General features: G+C 42.1%; 18 protein-coding genes. 2 read left to right on the forward strand and 16 right to left on the reverse strand.

From position 1 onward, the window contains the following. Window positions 1-280: 280 nt before the first annotated feature. The 15 genes from rpoC to BKL49_RS08305 form a co-directional block, all read right to left on the reverse strand. Window positions 281-4,552: a DNA-directed RNA polymerase subunit beta' gene (gene rpoC / locus BKL49_RS08235; protein ID WP_077424383.1), complete on the reverse strand. Its 4,272-nt coding sequence runs from the start codon at window positions 4,550-4,552 to the stop codon at window positions 281-283. Between the two features lie 111 nt (window positions 4,553-4,663). Then, window positions 4,664-8,692, reverse strand: a complete 4,029-nt coding sequence (rpoB, locus tag BKL49_RS08240) for a DNA-directed RNA polymerase subunit beta (RefSeq protein ID WP_077424385.1) — start codon at window positions 8,690-8,692, stop codon at window positions 4,664-4,666. 299 nt (window positions 8,693-8,991) lie between these two features. Next, on the reverse strand, window positions 8,992-9,363 hold the full coding sequence (gene rplL / locus BKL49_RS08245; protein WP_005697375.1) for a 50S ribosomal protein L7/L12: 372 nt from the start codon (window positions 9,361-9,363) through the stop codon (window positions 8,992-8,994). A 54-nt stretch (window positions 9,364-9,417) separates the two neighbouring features. Further along, window positions 9,418-9,909 (reverse strand): 50S ribosomal protein L10, encoded by a 492-nt coding sequence (gene rplJ, locus BKL49_RS08250; protein ID WP_077424387.1) that lies wholly within the window; start codon window positions 9,907-9,909, stop codon window positions 9,418-9,420. A gap of 288 nt (window positions 9,910-10,197) precedes the next feature. Then, window positions 10,198-10,587, reverse strand: a complete 390-nt coding sequence (locus BKL49_RS08255; RefSeq protein WP_077424389.1) for a RidA family protein — start codon at window positions 10,585-10,587, stop codon at window positions 10,198-10,200. Between the two features lie 55 nt (window positions 10,588-10,642). Further along, on the reverse strand, window positions 10,643-11,386 hold the full coding sequence (locus tag BKL49_RS08260) for an MlaA family lipoprotein (RefSeq protein WP_077424391.1): 744 nt from the start codon (window positions 11,384-11,386) through the stop codon (window positions 10,643-10,645). Window positions 11,387-11,487: 101 nt separating this feature from the next. Continuing rightward, window positions 11,488-12,150 carry a DUF799 domain-containing protein gene (locus BKL49_RS08265; protein WP_077424425.1) on the reverse strand — a complete coding sequence of 221 codons (663 nt, stop codon included), beginning with the start codon at window positions 12,148-12,150 and terminating at the stop codon, window positions 11,488-11,490. Beyond that, complete coding sequence (locus BKL49_RS08270) at window positions 12,150-12,506, reverse strand: DUF4810 domain-containing protein (protein ID WP_077424393.1); 357 nt, start codon at window positions 12,504-12,506, stop codon at window positions 12,150-12,152. Before BKL49_RS08270 ends, BKL49_RS08265 begins: the two co-directional genes overlap by 1 nt. A 15-nt stretch (window positions 12,507-12,521) precedes the next feature. Next, window positions 12,522-13,190, reverse strand: a complete 669-nt coding sequence (locus BKL49_RS08275; RefSeq protein ID WP_077424395.1) for a CsgG/HfaB family protein — start codon at window positions 13,188-13,190, stop codon at window positions 12,522-12,524. 165 nt (window positions 13,191-13,355) lie between these two features. Next, window positions 13,356-15,698 (reverse strand): LPS assembly protein LptD, encoded by a 2,343-nt coding sequence (lptD, locus tag BKL49_RS08280; RefSeq protein WP_077424397.1) that lies wholly within the window; start codon window positions 15,696-15,698, stop codon window positions 13,356-13,358. A gap of 46 nt (window positions 15,699-15,744) precedes the next feature. Further along, the gene (locus BKL49_RS08285; protein ID WP_077424399.1) at window positions 15,745-16,293 is read right to left on the reverse strand and encodes a DNA-3-methyladenine glycosylase I; all 549 of its coding nucleotides are present in this window, start codon (window positions 16,291-16,293) and stop codon (window positions 15,745-15,747) included. Beyond that, window positions 16,290-17,108: a shikimate dehydrogenase gene (gene aroE / locus BKL49_RS08290; protein WP_077424401.1), complete on the reverse strand. Its 819-nt coding sequence runs from the start codon at window positions 17,106-17,108 to the stop codon at window positions 16,290-16,292. The genes BKL49_RS08285 and aroE overlap by 4 nt, the downstream gene beginning before the upstream one ends. Before the next feature lie 3 nt (window positions 17,109-17,111). After that, entirely contained in the window at window positions 17,112-17,663 is a 552-nt protein-coding gene (gene tsaC, locus BKL49_RS08295; RefSeq protein ID WP_077424403.1) for an L-threonylcarbamoyladenylate synthase type 1 TsaC, read from the reverse strand. Next, window positions 17,660-18,202, reverse strand: a complete 543-nt coding sequence (locus BKL49_RS08300) for a DNA topoisomerase family protein (protein ID WP_077424405.1) — start codon at window positions 18,200-18,202, stop codon at window positions 17,660-17,662. Before BKL49_RS08300 ends, tsaC begins: the two co-directional genes overlap by 4 nt. Before the next feature lie 305 nt (window positions 18,203-18,507). After that, complete coding sequence (locus tag BKL49_RS08305; RefSeq protein ID WP_077424407.1) at window positions 18,508-20,430, reverse strand: ABC transporter ATP-binding protein; 1,923 nt, start codon at window positions 20,428-20,430, stop codon at window positions 18,508-18,510. 202 nt (window positions 20,431-20,632) lie between these two features. Between BKL49_RS08305 and BKL49_RS08310 the strand changes: the two genes are divergently transcribed. Further along, window positions 20,633-21,670: an LLM class flavin-dependent oxidoreductase gene (locus BKL49_RS08310; RefSeq protein WP_077424409.1), complete on the forward strand. Its 1,038-nt coding sequence runs from the start codon at window positions 20,633-20,635 to the stop codon at window positions 21,668-21,670. 33 nt (window positions 21,671-21,703) lie between these two features. Here BKL49_RS08310 and BKL49_RS08315 read toward each other — a convergent pair whose 3' ends face one another. Beyond that, window positions 21,704-22,600: a LysR family transcriptional regulator gene (locus BKL49_RS08315; protein WP_077424411.1), complete on the reverse strand. Its 897-nt coding sequence runs from the start codon at window positions 22,598-22,600 to the stop codon at window positions 21,704-21,706. A gap of 113 nt (window positions 22,601-22,713) precedes the next feature. Here BKL49_RS08315 and BKL49_RS12700 point away from each other — a divergent pair, with 113 nt between their 5' ends. Continuing rightward, window positions 22,714-23,205 (forward strand): type 1 glutamine amidotransferase family protein, encoded by a 492-nt coding sequence (locus BKL49_RS12700; protein WP_244151978.1) that lies wholly within the window; start codon window positions 22,714-22,716, stop codon window positions 23,203-23,205. The last annotated feature ends 1 nt before the right edge of the window (window position 23,206 follow it).

The following is a 23,206-nucleotide window of genomic DNA, read 5'->3' on the forward strand; positions in this document are numbered from 1 at the left end:
TTGCACTAAAAAATTTTTGCGAGTCTAGCATAAAGAAAAAAATTCGACTTTTCTAAAAGTCTCAAATTTTTGTCAAAAAACAAAGTGCGGTCAAAAATCTCTTTAATTTTTTAATATTAAGGATGTCAGCGCTGTCTATGTCTACCTTTCATTAGGAACTATTCATTATGTCGTTATATTAAAATACCAAATTTTTTGATCGCACTTTAGGCTTGGCTCATCTAAAATTACCCAACAAAAAAGCCCCTTTCGGGGCTTTTCGTTTATTCATATTGGAGGATTAATCTTCCATTTCTGAATTTAATAATGCTGCAAGGCTTTGGGTTGCATCGTCAGCGACAAATTCAAATTCCGCTTCAATATCCGCATCGCTTGCAAAAGAGGAAACCGGTGATTCTTCAATCGCTTCCACGGCTAATTCCGCTGCTTTTTGGCGGTTTTTAATGCGGTTTTGGTGATAAGCAAAACCGGTACCCGCCGGAATTAAGCGACCAACGATCACGTTTTCTTTCAAACCACGTAATTCATCACGTTTTCCTGCCACTGCCGCTTCCGTCAACACGCGGGTTGTTTCTTGGAACGATGCCGCAGAAATGAAGGATTCGGTTGCAAGGGAAGCTTTGGTGATACCCAATAATTCACGCTCGAATTCAACCGGTGGTTTGCCTTCCGCCTGACGTTTACGGTTGACAATTTTCACGCGCGCCACTTCTACTTGTTCCCCTTCAAGGAATTCGGAGTCATAAGCGTTGGTGATAATTGCTTTACGCAACATTTGGCGAACGATAACCTCGATGTGCTTATCATTGATTTTTACCCCTTGTAAGCGGTAAACATCTTGCACTTCATTTACGATGTATTCGGTTACGGCACGAACACCACGTAAACGTAAAATATCGTGTGGGGTTTCCGCACCGTCTGAGATCACATCACCACGTTGTACCATCTCACCTTCAAATACGTTGAGCTGACGCCATTTTGGAATCATTTCTTCGTACACTTCACCTTCTACCGGCGTGATAAGTAAACGGCGTTTACCTTTGGTTTCTTTACCGAATGACACTACACCGGAAATTTCTGCCAAAATGGCAGGTTCTTTCGGTTTACGTGCTTCAAAAAGATCCGCTACGCGTGGAAGACCACCGGTAATATCTTTCGTTCCCACAGATTCTTGTGGAATACGTGCCAATGGTTCACCAACTTTTACCGCGGCACCGTCATCTAAGCTAACAATGGCTTTACCCGGTAAGAAGTATTGTGCGATCACATCGGTTTCAGGTAAGAAAATGTCGTTACCGTTTGCATCCACCAATTTGATGGTTGGACGTAAATCTTTACCTGCCGTTGCACGCTCACCCACGTCTTGTACAACAATGGATGAAAGACCGGTTAATTCATCGGTTTGACGCGTTACGGTTAAACCGTCCACAATATCAATGAATTTCACAAAACCGGCAACTTCAGAGACTACCGGCATAGTATGCGGATCCCAGTTTGCCACGGTTTCGCCAGCTGTTACCTCTTGACCATCTGCTTTACTTAACACGGCACCGTAAGGCACTTTATAGTGTTCTTTGGTACGACCGAATGCATCGGTGATGGTTAATTCAGTGTTACGTGAAGTTAAAACTAATTTACCTTCATCATTCGTTACGAATTTTGCATTGGTTAAGTGTAAGGTACCGGTATTTTTCACTTGTACGCTTGATTCTTTGGCTGCCGCAGATGCCGCACCACCAATGTGGAACGTACGCATCGTTAACTGTGTACCCGGCTCACCGATTGATTGTGCCGCGATAACCCCGATGGCTTCACCTTGGTTGATCAGGTGACCACGTGCCAAGTCGCGACCGTAACATTTCGCACAGACACCAAAATCGGTATCACAGGTTACAACGGAACGCACTTTCACGCTATCTACAGAGTTTTCATCTAACACATCACAAAGTTTTTCATCTAACAATGTGTTACGTGCAATTAAAACTTCTTCCGTACCCGGTTTATAAATATCTTCCGCCGCGACACGACCTAACACTAATTCGCGAAGTGGCACTTTTTCATCCCCCCCTTCAATTAATGGGGTCATCACCAAGCCTTCGTGCGTGCCACAGTCGTCTTCAATGATCACTAAGTCTTGTGCAACGTCCACCAAACGGCGAGTCAAATAACCGGAGTTCGCTGTTTTTAATGCGGTATCCGCCAAACCTTTACGCGCACCGTGGGTGGAAATAAAGTATTGTAATACGTTCAAACCTTCACGGAAGTTCGCGGTGATTGGCGTTTCGATAATCGAACCGTCCGGACGTGCCATCAAGCCACGCATACCTGCCAACTGACGAATCTGTGCCGCAGAACCACGCGCACCGGAATCCGCCATCATAAAGATACTGTTAAATGAGGCTTGTTTTTCAGGTTTACCTTCACGGTTGATCACTTCTTCCGTAGAAAGATTTTCCATCATCGCTTTTGCAACGCGCTCATTCGCCGCCGCCCAAATATCGATCACTTTGTTGTAACGTTCGCCCGCAGTAACAAGACCGGATTGGAATTGCTCCTGAATTTCCGCCACTTCTTCTTCTGCCGCAGAAATAATTTCATATTTCTTCTCAGGAATCACCATATCATCAATACCAACGGATGAACCTGAACGTGCCGCATAAGCAAAACCGGTGTACATAATTTGGTCGGCAAACATTACCGCTTCTTTCAAACCTAAACGGCGATAGGCTTCGTTAATCAGTTTTGAAATGGCTTTTTTGCCTAATGTTTGGTTGAACAATGAATATGGCATACCTTGTGGTGCGATCATCCACAAAATGGCACGACCGATTGTGGTATCGGTGAGTGTGGTTTTCGCATCAAATTCGCCTGCTTCATTTTTCACATATTCGGTAATACGCACTTTCACACGAGAATGTAATTCAGCCTGACCGGTGCGATATGCTTTCTCCGCTTCACGCGGATCTTGCAATAACATTCCCTCGCCTTTGCCGTTCACTTTTTCACGGGTCATATAGTAAAGACCCAATACCACGTCTTGTGACGGAACAATGATCGGATCACCATTTGCCGGCGAAAGAACGTTGTTGGTTGACATCATCAACGCACGTGCTTCTAATTGCGCTTCCAAGGTTAATGGTACGTGAACCGCCATTTGGTCACCATCGAAGTCTGCGTTAAACGCCGCACAAACAAGTGGGTGTAACTGAATCGCTTTACCTTCAATCAAAATCGGTTCAAAGGCTTGGATACCCAAACGGTGAAGTGTTGGCGCACGGTTCAATAGAATTGGATGTTCACGAATGACTTCCGCAAGGATATCCCATACGATTGCGTCTTCACGCTCAACCATTTTCTTCGCCGCTTTAATGGTAGTGGCATAACCACGACTTTCTAATTTCGCATAGATAAACGGACGGAATAATTCCAACGCCATTTTTTTAGGCAAACCACATTGATGTAGATGTAAGTATGGCCCTACGGTGATTACCGAACGACCGGAATAGTCCACACGTTTACCCAGTAAGTTTTGACGGAAACGACCTTGTTTACCTTTGATCATATCCGCAAGGGATTTCAACGGACGGCGGTTAGAACCGGTAATCGCACGACCACGGCGACCATTATCCAACAACGCATCCACAGACTCTTGTAACATACGTTTTTCGTTACGTACGATAATGTCCGGCGCAATTAAATCCAACAAACGTTTTAAACGGTTATTACGGTTGATCACTCGGCGATATAAATCGTTCAAATCCGAAGTCGCAAAGCGGCCGCCATCAAGCGGTACCAATGGGCGTAAATCCGGTGGAAGTACCGGTAATACGGTCATAACCATCCATTCCGGTTTATTGCCGGATTGTAAGAAGGCTTCCAATAATTTTAAGCGTTTTGTGATTTTCTTACGTTTGGTTTCAGAATTGGTTTCTTGCAACTCTTCGCGTAATCTTTCACATTCCACCTCAAGATCCATTCCTTTTAAGAGATCTTGAATGGCTTCCGCCCCCATTTTTGCTTCAAATTCATCTTGCCAACGATCTTCCGCATCAAGGTATTGTTCTTCCGTTAATAATTGACCACGTTCCAAATCCGTCATTCCCGGTTCGGTCACGATATACATTTCAAAGTAAAGTACACGTTCAATATCGCGTAATGGCATATCAAGCAATAAACCGATACGGGATGGAAGTGATTTTAAGAACCAAATATGTGCTACCGGAGAGGCCAGCTCAATGTGTCCCATACGTTCACGGCGAACTTTGGTTTGGGTCACTTCAACACCACATTTTTCACAGATCACACCACGGTGTTTTAAACGTTTATATTTACCACATAAACATTCGTAATCTTTTACCGGCCCGAAAATACGTGCGCAGAAAAGACCGTCACGCTCAGGTTTGAACGTGCGGTAGTTAATGGTTTCAGGTTTCTTCACTTCACCAAATGACCACGAACGAATCATATCCGGTGAGGCTAACCCAATTTTAATCACATCAAAATCTTCACTGGTTTTTGATTGCGCTTTTAAAAACTTAACTAAGTCTTTCACAAATGTTCTCCTGTCGGAGTTAAAGGTTTAAAGTGCGGTTGAAAATCTCATTGAATTTTGACCGCACTTCGGCGATTTTCTTTGGTAGGGAAAACTTTTCCCCTACCTTTATTACTCTTCGTCTAACTCGATATTTAAACCAAGTGAGCGGATTTCTTTCATAATTACATTGAAAGATTCCGGTGTACCCGGATCCATATGCTGATTACCGCTTACGATGTTTTTATACATCTTCGTACGACCGTTCACGTCATCGGATTTCACGGTTAACATTTCTTGTAAGGTGTAAGCCGCGCCGTATGCTTCCAACGCCCATACCTCCATCTCACCGAAACGTTGACCACCGAATTGTGCTTTACCACCCAACGGTTGTTGCGTAACAAGGCTGTAAGAACCGGTTGAACGTGCGTGCATTTTGTCATCAACCAAGTGGTTCAATTTGAGCATATACATATAACCTACGGTTACCGGACGCTCAAATTTTTCACCGGTACGACCATCATACAATGTGATCTGACCTGAAGTCGGTAAACCGCCAAGTTTTAATAGCTCTTTGATTTCCGCTTCGTCCGCACCGTCAAACACCGGTGTGGCAACCGGTAAACCTTTGCGTAGATTTTCCGCTAAACGCAACACTTCTTCATCAGTGAAGGTGCTTAAATCCACTTTTTGTGAACCGTTACCCAAGTCATACGCTTTTTGGATATAGTTGCGTAATTTTTCCACTTCTTGTTTTTGTTTGAGCATTGCATTGATTTGATCACCAATACCTTTCGCCGCTAAACCTAAGTGGGTTTCAAGGATCTGACCGATATTCATACGGGATGGAACACCTAACGGGTTCAACACGATTTCGACCGGCTGACCATTTTCATCGTACGGCATATCTTCAACAGGGTTGATTTTTGAGATAACACCTTTGTTACCGTGACGACCCGCCATTTTATCACCCGGTTGAATTTGACGTTTCACCGCAAGATAAACTTTCACCACTTTTAACACACCCGGTGCAAGATCATCACCTTTGATGATCTTCTTACGTTTCACTTCAAGTTTATGTTCAAACTCTTTACGAAGTTCTTCGTATTGCTCGGCAAGTTGCTCTAATTGGTTTTGTTTCTCTTCATCGGCAATGGTTTGTTCTAACCATTTGGTGCGATTTAATTTATCTAACTGTGCGGCATCTACGCCTCCGGAGATGAGAAGATTGCGCACACGCGCGAATAAGCCTGCTTCTAAGATTTCTAATTCATCAGAAAGGTCTTTTTTCGCTTCTTTTAATTGCATTTCTTCAATTTCTAATGCACGTTTGTCTTTTTCCACGCCATCGCGGGTAAAGACTTGTACGTCAATTACCGTACCGGTTACGCTGTTTGGCACACGTAATGAAGAATCTTTTACGTCAGAGGCTTTTTCACCGAAAATTGCACGTAACAATTTTTCTTCCGGTGTAAGTTGGGTTTCACCTTTCGGTGTCACTTTACCTACTAAGATGTCGCCACCTTTCACTTCTGCCCCCACATAAACAATACCGGATTCATCCAATTTGCTTAATGCAGATTCACCCACGTTTGGAATGTCCGCCGTAATTTCTTCCGAACCTAATTTGGTATCACGTGCCACACAAGAAAGTTCTTGAATGTGAATGGTGGTAAAGCGATCTTGTTGAACAACACGTTCAGACACTAACATTGAGTCTTCAAAGTTATAACCATTCCACGGCATAAACGCCACGCGGATATTTTGACCCAATGCCAATTCACCTAAATCGGTTGAAGGGCCGTCTGCCAAGACTTCACCACGATTAATCGGATCGCCTAAATTCACACAAGGAATTTGGTTGATACAGGTGTTTTGGTTAGAACGGGTGTATTTGATCAAGTTATAAATATCAATACCTGCTTCGCCTGCAATGGTTTCGTCTTCATTTACTTTGATCACGATACGTGAAGCATCTACGTATTGAACCGTACCACCACGTTTTGCCACAACCGCCACGCCGGAGTCGAGAGCGATTGGTTTTTCCATACCGGTACCCACCAACGGTTTATCCGCACGCAAGGTTGGAACTGCCTGACGTTGCATATTCGCGCCCATCAATGCACGGTTCGCATCATCGTGTTCTAGGAATGGAATTAACGCTGCCGCCACAGACACCACTTGTTGGGTTGAAACGTCCATGTAGTGAATATCTTCCGGTTTATATAATCCGGACTCACCACGTTCACCACGAGCTGTAACAAAAGCATCGGTAAAACGATTGTTTTCATCTAAGTTTGAGTTTGCCTGCGCAATGATGTAGTTGGCTTCATCAATCGCAGATAAATATTCGATTTCTTCGGTTACTTGACCGTCAACCACTTTACGATATGGGGTTTCTAAGAAACCGTAATCATTAGTACGTGCAAAAGCTGAAAGGGAGTTGATCAAACCGATATTCGGGCCTTCAGGGGTTTCAATCGGACACAAACGACCATAGTGGGTATTGTGTACGTCACGCACTTCAAAACCTGCACGTTCACGGGTTAAACCGCCCGGCCCTAATGCCGAAATACGGCGTTTATGTGTCACTTCTGATAACGGGTTGTTTTGGTCCATAAATTGCGAAAGTTGTGAAGAACCAAAGAATTCTTTTACTGCCGCAGAAATTGGTTTCGGGTTAATTAAATCTTGTGGGGTAATCGCATCTAAATCGCCTAAAGATAAGCGTTCTTTCACTGCTCTTTCCACACGCACTAAACCAATACGGAATTGATTTTCTGCCATTTCCCCTACAGAACGAATACGACGGTTACCTAAGTGGTCAATATCGTCCACTTCACCGCGACCGTTACGGATATCAATGAGTTTACGCATCACAGAAATGATGTCTTCATTGCTTAAAATACCGCTACCTTGACCTTCAGAAATATTTAAAGAGCGGTTAAATTTCATACGGCCTACCGCAGATAAATCATAACGATCTACTGAGAAGAATAGGTTGTTGAATAAGGCTTCTGAAGATTCCGGTGTTGGTGGTTCGCCCGGGCGCATCATTCGATAGATCTCGAATAAAGCACTGATCTTGTCGTAAGTCGGATCAACACGTAAGGTTTCAGAAATATACGGACCGTAGTCTAAATCGTTAGTAAATAACGTTTCAACCACGTTATAGCCGGCTTGAGCCAATTTCGCTAAAACTTCTAAAGAAATTTCACCGTTTGCTTGGCAAATAAGTTCACCGGAATCTAAATCCACGTAATCTTTCGCTGCCACTTTACCTACAATGTATTCAGTAGGCACCACTACTTGACTTACTTTATCTTTTTCTAATGCTTTGATGTGACGGGCAGTAATACGACGACCACGTTCAACATACACTTTGCCGTTTGCTTCAATATCAAAAGACGCAGTTTCTCCACGAAAACGATCCGGCACGAGGGTCATTAATAATTGATTATCGGCGATTTCAAAAGTCACCTTATCAAAGAATAAATTTAAAATTTCTTCAGTGGTGTAACCTAATGCACGAAGGATAATGGTTGCCGGTAATTTACGACGACGGTCAATACGGGCATATAAATTATCTTTTGGATCAAATTCAAAATCCAACCAAGAACCACGGTAAGGGATAATACGTGCGTTATAAAGCACTTTACCGGAAGAATGGGTTTTACCCTTGTCAGAGTCAAAAAATACGCCTGGGCTACGATGTAATTGTGAAACGATAACACGCTCAGTACCATTGATAACAAAGGTGCCGTTATCTGTCATTAATGGGATTTCCCCCATATACACTTCGTTTTCTTTAATATCTTTAACAGCGCGTGAAGAAGATTCTTTATCGTAGCTCACTAAACGTAATTTAACACGTAAGCCTGCCGCATAAGTTGAACCGCGAATTTGACACTCGCGTACATCAAATTCCGGTTCTTCCAAACGATAATCTACATATTGTAATTCGGTATAGCCGTTGTTGCTAACAATAGGAAAGACTGAACGGAAAGCCGCTTCTAAACCTTGCTGACCGTCAGGATCTTTTTGAATAAATTTATCAAACGAATCTAATTGAATAGTTAATAAATAAGGTACATTTAAAACTTGCGGACGTTTGCCGAAGTCTTTACGAATTCGTTTTTTCTCAGAATAGGAGAGACCCATTGGTTGGTTTTCCTCTATCAATTTTAGTGAGACTGAGTTGATACAAGAAAAGTGCGGTCATTTTTAATGACATTTTCTTACATCAAAGTATGGACACCGTTTTCAGAAACCGCACTCTGAACCTTACTTCTGTAGTGGGCTACTCAAATTAAAACTGCTATTTTTAACTCAAGTGGAAATAGGCACTATTAAACGGAAAATAATTACCTATTTTTTTATGCTTTTTTGATAGCACAAAATGGCTGATGGTAAACCACCAGCCATTAAGCCTGAAGAACAGGACAATAAGTAGATCAAAATTATTTGATTTCTACTTTTGCACCCGCTTCTTCTAGTTCTTTCTTAAGTGCTTCAGCTTCTTCTTTAGAAACGCCTTCTTTCAAGTTAGCCGGTGCAGATTCAACTAAGTCTTTCGCTTCTTTTAAGCCTAAACCTGTTGCACCACGTACTGCTTTGATTACCGCTACTTTGTTCGCACCTGCTTCAGCAAGAACTACATCAAATTCAGTTTTCTCTTCTGCTGCCGCTGCTGCACCGCCTGCTGCCGGCGCTGCTGCTACTGCCGCTGCTGAAACACCAAATTTTTCTTCCATTGCTGCGATTAATTCAACAATTTCAGTTACAGATTTAGAAGCAATCGCTTCAATGATTTGTTCGTTAGTTAATGACATAACAATCAATTCCTAAAGTAAATAAAGTTAAATGAAGTAAGAAACGCTTAACAATTAAGCCGCTTCTTGTAATTTGTCGCGTAATGCCGCAAAAGTGCGAACAAGTTTGCCTGCCGCCGCTTCTTTCATTGTGCCCATTAAACGTGCAATCGCTTCTTCGTAAGTTGGTAAGGTTGCCAAGAATTCAACATCTTGGATTTTACCTTCAAAGGCTGCACCTTTAATTTCAAACTTATCGTTTGCTTTAGCAAACTCTTTGAACAAACGTGCCGCAGCACCGGGGTGTTCGTTAGAGAAGGCGATAAGTGTTGGACCTACAAACGTATCTGTTAAGCATTCGTAATCCGTTCCTTCAACCGCACGACGTAATAAAGTATTACGTACTACACGCATTGTTACACCGGCTTCACGGGCTGCTTTACGTAATTCAGTCATTTTATCAACAGTTACACCGCGAGAATCTGCGATAACCGCTGAAAGTGCACCTTTGGCTGCTTCATTTACTTCAGCAACAATTGCTTGTTTGTCTTGAAGATTTAATGCCATTGGCTTTTAGCTCCTGAATACACTCCGATTTCTCGGAATTAATTTACCTAATCGAAAGACTAGGACGACTTCGGTGCCCAGAAGCAAGAAAAATTCTTATTCTGTACACCATCTACGTAGGATTATTAAGATATTCATCCCCTACGGTCTTGGACGAGGCTTGAATAGGTCAAGCACCAACCAGAAATCTTACGCTAAGCGTAAATAGGTGCGGGATTATAGGGACTAATCCGTTGCTTGTAAAGCCTTTTGTTGAAAAATTCCGCAAATTTTAACCGCACTTTATCTTTATTTTCTAACCGCAATGGCTTCAATTTCTAAGCCAACATCTTTCGGCAAACGTGCCACTTCAACACAAGAACGAGCCGGAAAATTCGGATGATGGTTTTCCTTAAAAAAACGTTCATATTCTGCATTCACAGCGGCAAAATCATTGAGATCTTTCACAAAAACGGTGGTTTTCACAATATCGGCAACCTGCAATCCGGCTTGCTCAATAATTGCTTTTACGTTTTCTAAAGATTGACGTGCCTGTGCCACAATATCGGCGGGAACATCACCGGTTGCCGGATTAACCGGAATTTGTCCTGAAGTCAGCACTAAATTTCCGAGATCCACCGCCTGAACATAAGGCCCGATTGCGGCAGGTGCTTTTTCGGTATGAATGATTTTTGTCATATTATGATTTCCTTTTCTTGCCAAAAAGTGCGGTCAAAATCAATCGCATTTTTTATTAATCAATTTCTTTTAATACATCATCGGAAAGTTCTTTTTGTGAACCTTCTTTTGCTTTTCCATCGTTCACTTTAAATTCTAAATTTTGGAAATAAGCCTCACGGAATGTGACGTAAGGATCTTGGGCCTGTCGCAATAATTCCGCATTATCCAAGTTTCTTGCACGGGTATCCACCGTTTGAACGCCATATTTCACCAACGACCAAGGGCCGCCAACCCAATTCCAAAACGGATACATATAAGCCGCATCTACTACGGCACCGGTTAATTGACGTGGTGTAGTGGCATTGTAAATTGGTAATACCATATAAGCCCCGGCATCAACCCCATAACTGCCTAAAGTTTCACCAAACCCACGTTCATCATAAACCTGAAGTTCTTTACTGGCACTGGCGAAATCAAACAAACCACCAATACCAAATACAGTATTAATCCAAAAACGGTTGAAATGCACGAAAGCCTTTTTCGGTTCGCCTTCAATCATACGGTTTACAAAACTGACCGGCTCATCTAGGTTATTCGCCACATTAGAAAGCCCTTTGCTTACCGGTGTTGGCACATAATCACGCCACCCTTTTGCCGCAGGCTCCAACACGTAGCGATCCATCACATTGTAGTTGAAATTCCACATTGTACGATTGAAACCTTCCATTGGATCATTGCGTTCGCCATCGGGCTTTGTCGCACAACCGGTTAAAACCACCGCGCCAAAAAGTGCGGTCAAAATTGCTTGTTTTTTCATTTATATCATTCTTTGAAAAAATTGGCACTATTCTAATTCAGAAAGTACATAACTTGTTATTAAAGTGAAAAGCGACCATAAAGTCGCTTTTCATCATTTCATTACTTAACTTGTGGATCTTTACCATAATTAGGATGATAAGGTCCATACAACAAACCTTTATTTACACCGGTTTGAAGTAATTTAGCATTTGCTAATGCCGATACATTATAACCGTTATCAGACACTTGATTGACAACCTGTTTCACCGCAACGGCGATCAAATCAATCAGTGGATTGCTGGAATTAATACGACCACCATCATCTTGAACTTCCGCTTCGCCTTCCCATAAAAGTTTCCCATTACGTAAATCAATTAATTTACCTTCAACAGCAACTTTAGTAACGCTGTTGAATACTTGATAATTCACACCATATTCTTTTACGTTGAGATAAAGACCTGCATCAGCATTGAAAATTTCTTGTAACTTCGATGCTTTAACATTTTGGATCTCTTGTGCCTGAGTTAAACCATTACGTTTAAAAGTTTCGTTTACTAAAGCAACAGGAAAAACGTAATATCCTGCTTCTGCAAGCGGTACAACCGATTGAGCAAGCACAGCCGGCGCTGCTTTCACTTCATTAGTCATATCCGTCGGCATCATCACTAAAATCGAGCGCGGTTTACTTTCTTTAAATGCCGTGTAATCATAGGGTTGCGGCGATGAACACGCGGTTAATACCAAACTACCGAATAAGGCTGAAATCACCATTAATTTTTTCATCATTTTTTCCCTCCTCTCATTCCTTTCGTCAATAAAAATTGAATATAAGATTTAGACTCAGGGAATAACCGTGTTTCCATGTCAAAGGCATCTTTCGCTTTTGAAGTATCACCTAGCTGACTATAAAGCAATCCTATTTGAGCATATAAACCCGGAGGGGCTTTTTTACCTTTAGTCGATTGCGTCATTTCTTCCAATGCGGTCAGTTGAGCCTGCGGATCACCTTCTTGAATTAAGGATTGATACACGGAGCTGGAATAAGCACCGCTACCCCAATTATAAATTTGATTGTTACTTCCACAAGCCGCAAGAAGTAATGCCGAAACTAAAACACCCACTTTATAATACGTCTTCATTTTTTTCCCTCTATATCACTTAGTTGGCTGCCAATAACCAGACTCCACGCCCGTAACTAACTTATTTACAGCTTCACGAATTGCAAGATCAAGCACTTTACCATTTAAAGTGGAATCATATCCTGCAGTGCCACCAAAGCCAATCACTTCACGATTAGAAAGACTATACTCACTGGCCCCTTGTACAGAATAAACCACTTCTGAAGTTTGGGCATTCACCACATTTAAGGTTACTTTTGCATAAGCAATTTGCTCTTTGCCTTTGCCTAAGATACCGAATAATTGATGGTCTCCCACAACTTTACGACCAAATTCAGTAACATCACCGGTAATGACATAATTTGCACCTTTTAATGTTTGTTTTTTACCTTTAATTTTCGCTTCTGCCGCCGTTTCTGATAAATTTGTACGATCTAATACGCTAAAACGACCTGTTTGCTGTAAATGTGCGACTAAAATCGTTTTCGCCTGTCCTCCCAACTGATCCTGACCATCTGCAAAAATACCGTTGTTATAGCTGGAACGGTTATCAAATTTACCAACACTAATTGGCGCTTTGACACCGCTATATACCGTATTATAGCTTTCAACCGTTTGAGTTTGAACGGTACGAGAACCTTCCGTTGCACAACCTACGAGTAGTAAAGAACTCACCGCAAGGGCCGCAATAAGTGTTTTTTTCATAAATTAAGCTCCTCAAGTAAATAAAGCGCTCACATCTTACTAACAAAAAAACTGAAATTCAACGACTTAGGAAATCTAGTTAAAATATATTGAACACTATAAAAAAGATTAAGCGCATAAAAAGTGCGATTAAAAATATTGTTATTTCAACCGCACCAAATTTAGCTATAAACTATACGCTTTAATATAAGGCAATTTACCTTTTTCAAGCATTTCCTGAATGCCGCTTTGGTGATCATTATTGCCTAAACCACGAAGTTCAAAGGTTACGCCAATGCTATGATCATACACTACGGAATCTTGGCTTTGATTTTGGCGACTGGTGACATAGCGTCTTGCGCTGACACCCACTGCCCAACAACAACTGTTGTACTGCACGCCAAGATATTGTTCTACCGGTTTTTTCAAGGCTAAATCTTGATAGTATTTTCCAACCACTGCCCAGTTATCCGTCATTTCCCACGCGGCGACAACACCCAGTTGTTTAATATCCTGATTGTAAGCATTGAGTGAGCGACCTAAATTTTGGTCAATATAGGCTTGGCTGGCATAACGATAATTGAGCTGAATAAGGTTACTTTTTTCCGGATTGTACTCAATACCGGTATTTGCCAAGGAAGTTTTCTTCAACTGGGTATCGTATTGATAACTCCCGTGCCAATTCCAATTATCATTGAGTTTCCAGTTAGATTCCAACGCCCAAGAGGAAGAAGATCGTTGGGTACTATTTGACGGATTATTATCTATGCGGGAATCCGTTAAATAATAGGTTTGCCCTGCCGATAAATTAAAACGTTCCTCAGAATCTCGATCATAAAAACGGGTTGTTCCCCCCACGGTCACTTGATTGGCGGAGGCAATTCGGTCTAAACCGCTATAACGGCGATCACGGAATAAGGAGTAATAATCTTGTTGAACCAGTGCGGAATCATAACCAAAGCCAAGGTAGTCATTGGTTAATTTTGAACCGATATTGCTTTGATCACGATACGGGCGATACAAATATTGCACACGAGGTTCAAAGGTTTGCGTATAGTCTTTTAAGAAGGTGGTATTGCGTGCCAAAACCGTTTGTAAATCTACTTTGACCTGCGGAATCACACGGTTTACCGTACGTTGAACCTCTTCCGCACCCGCTCCGCTGCCTTTTTTCTGCTGATAACGGGTGGCATAAAGTTTGGTTTCAATATTTAAGCTGCCGTATTTATTTGACATTGAACTTGCCAAACTCGGTTCAAGGTGAAAACGCCACGCTTTTGGCATTAGGCTGCTGTCGTTATCAAAACGCACTGCCTGTGAAAACAATTTGAAATCCAACCGGCCGTTGGCTAAATCATTTTTGTAATAATTAAAATCAATTTGCGGTAAGGCACGGTAAGGCCCGATTTGGACTTCATCAAAAATTTGGAACTGACGGGCAGAAATCGCCAAATTGTAGTTTGGCTGATAGTAGGCAATTCTCGCAAATTGATCGGCATAACCGTCCGTACTGTTACCATAATCAGAGGTAAAATCCGTGAAATAACGCTTATCGCTCACACGTGTGTAATCCACGTTTAAACGCCAATTTTGCAAGAACGAAGAACTATGATTCCAATAGAATAAATGGCGTTTACGATTATCGCTGTAATATTCATCGTAACGATCTTTTCCTAAATATTCACCGGCGATTTTGCCCTCGCCAATAGGTGTTAAATAACGAAACTCACCATTTAATTGCCAACCGCGGTGCGACATATATTTTGGTGTGATTGTTGCGTCATAATTCGGGGCAATATTCCAATAAATCGGTTGCGCAAACCAATAACCGTCACGGCTTGAACTCCCCGCACTCGGCATTAACAAACCGGAACGGCGGCGATCGCCAATCGGCAACTGCAAATAAGGTGTGTAAAAAATCGGCACACCAAGCACTTTAAAACGGGCGTGCCACATTTCTGCATATTCTTCTTTAATGTGTTGGGTTATTTCTGACGCATCCACCACCCACGCTTTATCGCCCGGCAAACAAGAGGTGAATGTGGCATTTTTCATTACGCGGGTATCATTACCCAACACAATATTCTGCGCCTTACCACGCCCTTGACGCCCCACTAATTGATAATCTGCTTCGGTAACATTACCGTCCTTGGAATCAAGATCAAAATCTGCACTTTGCCCCAATAAATTGATTTGGTTATCCTTATAATCAAACCCGCCGTTTACATAAGCAAACCGTTGTAGTGCCGCGCCCTCGCCGGTTTGTCTCACTTCCACCGAATCGGCAATCAAATGGCGATTACCTTGCTTCAAATCCGCATTGCCTTTGTAAATTGCACTTGTCGGTTGGTTGATCTCCGCACTGTCCGCTTCAATATAAACCGGTAAATCATTCGGATTACCGGAAACCGCCTCGCCGGAAAAATGCGGTACGCCCACCAAACATTGTGAACGCAAGTCCGCAAAAGTGGTTTGACTATAAAGTGCGGTCAAAATAGAAAGTGAAATTAATGTATATTTTTTGTTCATAATTCAGTTCTTTCGGCGATAAAATTGGGGCGATTATACTGGAAGATCATTTACAACAACAACCATTAATATGGTCATTGACTAATCCCATCGATTGCATAAAAGCATAACAAGTGGTTTCCCCCACAAACACAAAGCCCCGTTTCTTCAAGGCTTTTGACATTGCTTTGGAAATTTCCGTTTTTGCCGGCACAACAGACAAATCCGGTATGTCATTGATGATGGGGCGATGATTGACAAAAGACCAAATAAAATCACTGAAATTTTCACCGCACTTTTCCATTGCCAAAAACGCGTTGGCATTTTTGACAATAGCCTCCAATTTTGCCCGATGACGAATCAGCCCCTCATTTTTCATACATTCATCAATATCAAGTGCGGTCATTTTTGCCACTTTTTTCGGATCGAATTGATGAAATGTCTTGCGATATGCTTCGCGTTTTTTCAATACCGTGATCCAAGAAAGCCCTGCCTGTTGCCCTTCCAAACAAAGTTTTTCAAACAATTTTTGGCTATCAAATTCAGGCTTGCCCCATTCATTATCGTGATAAGCAATATAAATCGGCAATTCACCTGCCCACGCACATCTTGTCATCGCATTTCCTTTTTGAGTTCGGCATAAACCCCATTGAAATCGGGCATTACGCCACGCCATAAATGGAAAGAATGTGCCGCCTGCGCCACCAACATTCCAAAACCATCACTGACCTTCATCAATCCCAAACTTTTACACAATGCGATAAATGGCGTATCTGCCCCTTTGGCATATTGCATATCGTAAAAAGCCTTGCCGAGTTTAAGAATATCTGCTGAAATCGGTGCAGTGTTGCCACTTAATCCGGCGGAAGTGGCATTAATGATGAGATCGTAAGATTGGGGAGGAATGGCATCCATTGCCACCGCCAAAATCTTGCCATAAGGTTGAAATTTATCGGCGAGGGTTTGGGCTTTGGCTAAAGTGCGGTTTGCCAATACAATGTTTTGTTGCGCCTGTAAAAGTGGTAACAACACGCCTTTGGTTGCCCCCCCTGCGCCTAAAATAAGAATACGTTGATTCGGTTTTATCCAATTTAAACGTGTTAAATCCGTCACTAAGCCAATGCCGTCCGTGTTATCGGCATACAATCTACCGTCTTCTAATTTTTTTAAGGTATTGCAGGCTTGTGCCAATTTTGCCCGTTCACTCCGTTCATTGGCAAATTGATAAGCACGTTCTTTAAATGGTGCGGTAATATTGCAACCCTTTCCGCCTTCCGCAAAAAATGTGGCAAGTTGTTGCTCAAAGTCGTCAAGATCGCCTAATTTCGCCACATATTCTATGTTTTGTTGGGTTTGTTCGGAAAATTTACCTTGAATCAACGGAGATTTACTTTGCGCAATAGGATTGCCCCACACAGCATAACGATCCATATATTATCCTTGTCTAAATAGTTGGTTAGTCAGCAAATCACGGATTTCGGACGGATTTTTTGCCCCGCCAACTGCCTCATCCAAAACGGGAAAATCCCCGCCAAATTGTGACCGCACTTCGTCCGCCGTTCTGCACGGCGACTTCCCCGTTAAATTGGCACTGGTGGATGTGAGGGCAAAACCTGTTGCTTCACAAAGTGCTTTAATGGAGGGGTGATGGCTCAAACGCACCGCAATGCCCTCAAATTTTCCGGTTAGAAAATTTGGCATATCCGATTTTGCCGGCACAACCCAAGTTATCGGGTGGTCATATTCGCCTTTTAATAAATCAAGATGACTTGTATTCAATCGGGAAAAATCAATAAAAGCGTCAAAATAACGCAAACTTGGTGCGACCAAAATCAAGCCTTTTTCTATGGGGCGTTGTTTTAAATCAAGCAATTTTTTGACCGCACTTTCGCTAAATGGATTGCAACCCAAACCAAATACGGCTTCAGTGGGATAAGCAATCACCTGATTTTGCTGCAAAATAGCGGTAATCTGTTGTAACTTCATTGGGAAATCTCAAAAATATGACGGCACGTTTTTTTCGCACATTGCATTATTTTAACCTGCTCATTTTCACTTTTTAGTAAAGCAAGCGGAAAATGGCATTGAGGGCAAGAGGTTTCATCAGGTTTTGCCGAAAGGGAAAATTTACAATGGGGAAAATGATCGCAGCCATAAAAGGTTTTGCCCTGCCGCCCACGGCGTGGCACCAAATGCCCGTTTTGACATTCCGGACAAGGAATTGGCGTTTCCGTTTTTTGTTCTTCGTGGACAATAAAATCACATTCGGGATAAGCACGACAACCAATAAACATTCCGAATGCCCCTTGTTTTAATTGTAATGCGGATCCGCACCGGGGACAGATTTCCTCCAATTCTTTCAACACCTTCGTTTCCACACGTTGTAAAGGTTTCAAATAATCACATTGTGGATAACTACTACACCCCCAAAACAGTCCTTTTTTACCTTGTTTCATTTGCAAAATCGAACCACATTGCGGGCAATATTCTTCTTGTTTTGTATGCTGAAAAAGGGATTGGCTCATTTTTATATTGATATAATCGGTTGTTATAAAAAAACCGCCGGAAGGCGGTTTCTATGATACTATTTGTTCCAGTTGGTCGGGTGTATAGCTTTCCCGACTGGCACTCAGGTTAGCTATATCCTCCCAAATCTTACCGATCTAAGGAGGTGATTGTGAATGAAATGTTTTAGATTAATTCTAATCTTAATCATTATCCTGTTGCTAACCGCGGACACCACTATCGTTAGGTAGCAAGCCAACCAAGAGAGCGGATCACTCCGCTCTCTTTCTTGCCCATTGTATGCACAAGTTGCATTTTTTTCAAGTTAAGCGTTCAAGATTTCTTCTAACGCCTCTTGTGACAGCATCCATTCCGTTTCCACCTCTTCCAAGGCTTTTTTGGTTTCCACCTGCTGTGCCAAAAGTGCGGTCAATTTTTCTTTATTTTCTGCCAGATAAAGATCGAAATCCGCCAATTTGTTTTCAATTGTTGCAAGGGTTTCGGAAAATTGATTCATCTTATCTTCAAGCTGTGTGATTTTTTTACGCAATGGCGCGGTTTGTTGGCGTAATTCCGCCTCACGGCGTTTTTGTTCTTTACGATGTTGTCCGGAATGAGCGTTTTCAACAACTGTACTTTCCTCCGCCGATTTGGTGGAAGACCGGCTATTTTGTTCCATCAGCCATTTCTGATAATCCTCCAAATCGCCTTTAAATTCTTCTACCTGTTTATCGTGTACCAAGTAAAATTCTTCCACTGTGTTGCGGAGCAAATGGCGATCGTGCGATACCACCACCAATGATCCCTCATAATCCACCAACGCCTCCGTTAAGGCTTGGCGCATATCCAAATCCAAATGGTTGGTCGGTTCGTCCAACAACAGTAAATTTGGGCGTTGCCACACAATCAAGGCTAAAACCAAACGGGCTTTTTCTCCCCCGGAAAACGAGGCGACAGGTTGATTAACTTTATCGCCGTGAAAAGCAAAACTGCCAAGATAATCACGCACTTGCTGTTCTATTTGTTCCGGTGCCAGTTTTTGCATATGCCATAATGCGGATTCATCCGCACGTAAGGTATCGAGCTGATGTTGGGCAAAATAGCCGAGTTGAACCCCTTTCGCCAATTGAACCGTGCCGGAAAGTGCGGTCAATTCTCCGGCTAAAAGTTTAATGAGAGTTGATTTCCCCGCACCGTTTTTTCCCAATAAACCGATTCGCGACCCCGGCACAAGATTTAGTTTAATTTTACTTAAAATTTCAACCGCACTTTCACCGCTGCCATAACCTGCACTTGCCTGCTCAATCATCACTAAAGGATTTGGCAAAGAAGCGGGAGGACGAAAAGCAAAGGTGAACGGATTATCCGCATAAGCGGGTGCGATCAGTTCCATACGTTCCAACGCTTTTACACGACTTTGTGCCTGTTTTGCCTTGGTTGCCTTGGCTTTAAAACGATCAATATAGCTTTGCAAATGGGCGATTTTTTGCTGTTGTTGGCGATACATCGCCGCTTGCTGTGCCAATTTAGTCGCCCGTTGCACTTCAAAGGAGGAATAATCCCCCGTATATTCATTTAATTTCTGGTGTTCAATATGCAAAATTTTATTCACAATCGGATCGAGAAAATCACGGTCGTGAGAAATCAACACCAATGTGCCTTGATAATTCACCAACCAACGTTCCAACCAAATCACGGCATCTAAATCCAAGTGGTTAGTCGGTTCATCAAGCAATAATAAATCCGAAGGACAAAGCAATGCCTGTGCCAAATTCAACCGCATTCGCCACCCACCGGAAAAAGATTTTACGGCGTGTGTGGTTTCCGCCTGTGTAAACCCCAAACCGTGCAACAAAGTTTCCGCACGGGATTGAATCGTCCACGCATTAATGGCATCAAGTTTATCGTGAATATGGGCAATGGCATTGCCGTCATTGCGTTCATTCGCACGTGCCAATTCCGACTGCAAGCGGCAATATTCACGATCCCCTTGAATCACATAATCCAATGCGGGAATATCCAATGCCGGCGTTTCTTGATTCACCCACGACACCGCCCAGTTTGACGGATACGTAACCTCGCCCCCTTCAGGTTGAAGTTCTTTTTTCAATAAAGCGAACAGAGAAGATTTACCACAACCATTCTTCCCCACCAAGCCCACTTTTTGTTTCGGATTAATGGTTGCCGTAGCATTTTCCAGCAATTCCGTTTGCCCACGTTTTAGGGAAATATTATTAAATACAATCATTTTTCTAAGATAGCTCTCAATTTGGCATTATTTTGCAACATTATGGGTCAGATACAAAAATTTTATTGTAGCTTTCCTCTTTATTTAACGTAAATCATATTGATTATTCGTTTTTTCAGAACAGTCTATTCCTATTTTATTCATTTTGATTCGAGAGGGGGCTTTTATAATGCCAACCGTTAAAAAATGTATGGAGTGCAAAATGAAACTTTCAATTTTAAATCTCGTTCCGGTTCGGGAAGGGCAAACTTATGCACAAGCAGTCGATTCAATGATTTCCCTTGCAAAACATTCTGAGCAAATTGGTATTGAGCGTTATTGGATTGCGGAACATCATAATATGAAAAATTTGGTGAGTTCTGCCACCGCACTCTTGATTCAACACACACTGGCAAATACCCAAACATTACGCGTAGGATCAGGCGGTGTAATGTTGCCCAACCACAGTCCATATATAGTGGCAGAACAATATGGCACTTTGGAAACGCTTTATCCCAATCGGGTAGAACTCGGCTTAGGGCGCGCGCCCGGTACGGATATGCAAACCGCCACAGCATTACGACGTAGGCAAAACAGCCTTGATTTTCCGGCTGAAATTGCCGAGCTACGCGGTTATTTTGAAGATTGCAATCCGGTTTCGGCTTACCCTTCGGCAGGCTTAAACGTGCCACTTTATATTTTGGGTTCAAGTACTGAAAGTGCCTATTTGGCGGCTGAATTAGGATTACCCTATGCTTTTGCCTCTCACTTTGCCCCGCGAATGATGGAAATGGCAGTAGATATTTATCGTAAAAACTTCAAACCTTCCCAACACCTTGCCGCCCCCTATGTGATTTTGGGCGTGAATGCAATTGTGGCAAAGCGTGATAAAGAAGCACGGCAACTTGCTACCACACAAACACAATTTTTCTTAAATGTTGTCACCAATGCACAGCAAAATTTACAACCGCCATTAAGTTCCGATAACGAGGTATGGAAAGCCCAAATTAAAGCCCAAAGCAAACCACATTTTGGGCCTGTTGATTTTGAAGATATTCCTCTTTATAACCAAGAACGGGCTATTGTAGAACAAATGACAGCCTGTTCTTTAATTGGTGATCCGAAAACCGTGGCATTTCAGTTAAAACAGCTCCGCCAAAAAGTTCATTTTGATGAAATAATGGCGGTAAGCTATATTTTTGATGAGCAAAAACAACATCAATCCTACACAATGCTAAAAGAAATTGTCGATAAACAATAATAATTGAAATGGCTGGGGTAATCCTAGCCATCTTTACATTACTTGCTTTAATAAAATTTCTTTTAATTTGTTATAAACCCACACCACACGTTCTGCCACAACGGTTTGATAAGGGCGATACAAATAAAGCTGCCATTTTTGCTTTTCCATTTCGGGAAATAATTCCACTAATTTGCCTTGTTTAAGATAGGGATCGCAAAGACTATTGATTAAATAAGAACAGGTTCTGCCGGCAAGTGCCGATTGCAGTTCGGCTGTCATATCCGAGGTTAAAAACAAGGTGCGGTTTGGCAGAAAACATTGTTGTGCGTTAATTTGCCATTGCCAGATTCGTTTAAACTTAGGGTGAATCAACCCGCTCAATGGATAATTTTGGGCGAGATCCGCCAAATCCTTTGGTAAGCCTAAGCGTTCAATTAATTGTGGTGATGCCACAATTTTTTCTGTAAACGTACAAATTGGTTGGGCGATCCAATCCGGTTCGGGTTCAAGGCAAATACGCAATCCAATATCCACCTGATCTTCTACCGTTTTGAGCTTATCAATCCCCACCTGCCAATCAATCACAATGTCCGGATAAGGAGAAAGTGCGGTCAATAATTCAAACAAAATTTCATCATTATAAGGCATTGGCGGTAAGGTAATACGCACAACCCCTTGCATTGCTTTATCATTTAATTTAGAGGAGGCGAATAAACGATCGCCTTCGGCAAGATATTGTGCGGCTTTGGGTAAAAACTGTTCACCAAATTCAGTGAGTTTAATATTACGTGTATTGCGTTTAAACAAACTCTCACCGAGTAAGGCTTCAAGATCGGCAATCATTCGGGTAACCACCTGCGGTGAAACCGCCAATCGTTGTGCCGTTTCGCGAAAATTTAGGGTTTCACAAGCAGAACAAAAATACCGTAACGCATCGAGTTTATTCATTATTATTCCTTTTTTAAGAATAGATTATTCCCATTTTATCTATTTAAAAAACCAAAAATCAACGTATAATTCGCCCCGCCTTAAATCATTACAACCAATTCATAGGAGCAAAAATGACTGATTTAAAAAGCCCTGTCGCAGATCGTGCAGAACATAATGTATTTTTTCCATCGGCATATTCTTTAAGCCAATATGTGGCAAAAGTTACTGATTTTGATGGGTTTAAATTCGACAAACCTTATACCGGCGGAAAATATAAAGTATTAATGGTTGCCTCGGATGAGCGTTATCTTGAAATGAAAAACGGTAAATTATTTTCAACGGGCAATCACCCGGTTGAAACATTATTGCCAATGCTACACATTCATCACACCGGTTTTGACATTGAAGTGGCGACTTTATCGGGCAATTCGGTGAAATTTGAAATGTGGGCAATGCCAACAGAAGATAAAGCAGTGACGGATTTTTACAATCTTTACTTGCCTAAATTTAAAAATCCTCACAAATTAGCCGATATTTTGCCGCAAATTACTGCGGAAGATTCCCCTTACCTCGGTATTAATTCCCGGCGGACAGGCTGCATTACACGGTTTACCTTTCAGTAGC

Source organism: Rodentibacter myodis, assembly GCF_001999305.1.
GTDB lineage: Bacteria > Pseudomonadota > Gammaproteobacteria > Enterobacterales > Pasteurellaceae > Rodentibacter > Rodentibacter myodis.

What these genes read in the sequence shown, in the direction of transcription:
- lptD (WP_077424397.1), bottom strand. Translation starts at nt 15,698, where the DNA reads ATGAACAAAAAATATACATTAATTTCACTTTCTATTTTGACCGCACTT.
- BKL49_RS08285 (WP_077424399.1), bottom strand. Translation starts at nt 16,293, where the DNA reads ATGACAAGATGTGCGTGGGCAGGTGAATTGCCGATTTATATTGCTTAT.
- BKL49_RS08310 (WP_077424409.1), top strand. Translation starts at nt 20,633, where the DNA reads ATGAAACTTTCAATTTTAAATCTCGTTCCGGTTCGGGAAGGGCAAACT.
- rplL (WP_005697375.1), bottom strand. Translation starts at nt 9,363, where the DNA reads ATGTCATTAACTAACGAACAAATCATTGAAGCGATTGCTTCTAAATCT.
- BKL49_RS08255 (WP_077424389.1), bottom strand. Translation starts at nt 10,587, where the DNA reads ATGACAAAAATCATTCATACCGAAAAAGCACCTGCCGCAATCGGGCCT.
- BKL49_RS08315 (WP_077424411.1), bottom strand. Translation starts at nt 22,600, where the DNA reads ATGAATAAACTCGATGCGTTACGGTATTTTTGTTCTGCTTGTGAAACC.
- aroE (WP_077424401.1), bottom strand. Translation starts at nt 17,108, where the DNA reads ATGGATCGTTATGCTGTGTGGGGCAATCCTATTGCGCAAAGTAAATCT.
- BKL49_RS08270 (WP_077424393.1), bottom strand. Translation starts at nt 12,506, where the DNA reads ATGAAGACGTATTATAAAGTGGGTGTTTTAGTTTCGGCATTACTTCTT.
- BKL49_RS08305 (WP_077424407.1), bottom strand. Translation starts at nt 20,430, where the DNA reads ATGATTGTATTTAATAATATTTCCCTAAAACGTGGGCAAACGGAATTG.
- BKL49_RS12700 (WP_244151978.1), top strand. Translation starts at nt 22,714, where the DNA reads ATGACTGATTTAAAAAGCCCTGTCGCAGATCGTGCAGAACATAATGTA.
- BKL49_RS08260 (WP_077424391.1), bottom strand. Translation starts at nt 11,386, where the DNA reads ATGAAAAAACAAGCAATTTTGACCGCACTTTTTGGCGCGGTGGTTTTA.
- rpoB (WP_077424385.1), bottom strand. Translation starts at nt 8,692, where the DNA reads ATGGGTCTCTCCTATTCTGAGAAAAAACGAATTCGTAAAGACTTCGGC.
- BKL49_RS08300 (WP_077424405.1), bottom strand. Translation starts at nt 18,202, where the DNA reads ATGAGCCAATCCCTTTTTCAGCATACAAAACAAGAAGAATATTGCCCG.
- tsaC (WP_077424403.1), bottom strand. Translation starts at nt 17,663, where the DNA reads ATGAAGTTACAACAGATTACCGCTATTTTGCAGCAAAATCAGGTGATT.
- BKL49_RS08265 (WP_077424425.1), bottom strand. Translation starts at nt 12,150, where the DNA reads ATGAAAAAATTAATGGTGATTTCAGCCTTATTCGGTAGTTTGGTATTA.
- rplJ (WP_077424387.1), bottom strand. Translation starts at nt 9,909, where the DNA reads ATGGCATTAAATCTTCAAGACAAACAAGCAATTGTTGCTGAAGTAAAT.
- BKL49_RS08275 (WP_077424395.1), bottom strand. Translation starts at nt 13,190, where the DNA reads ATGAAAAAAACACTTATTGCGGCCCTTGCGGTGAGTTCTTTACTACTC.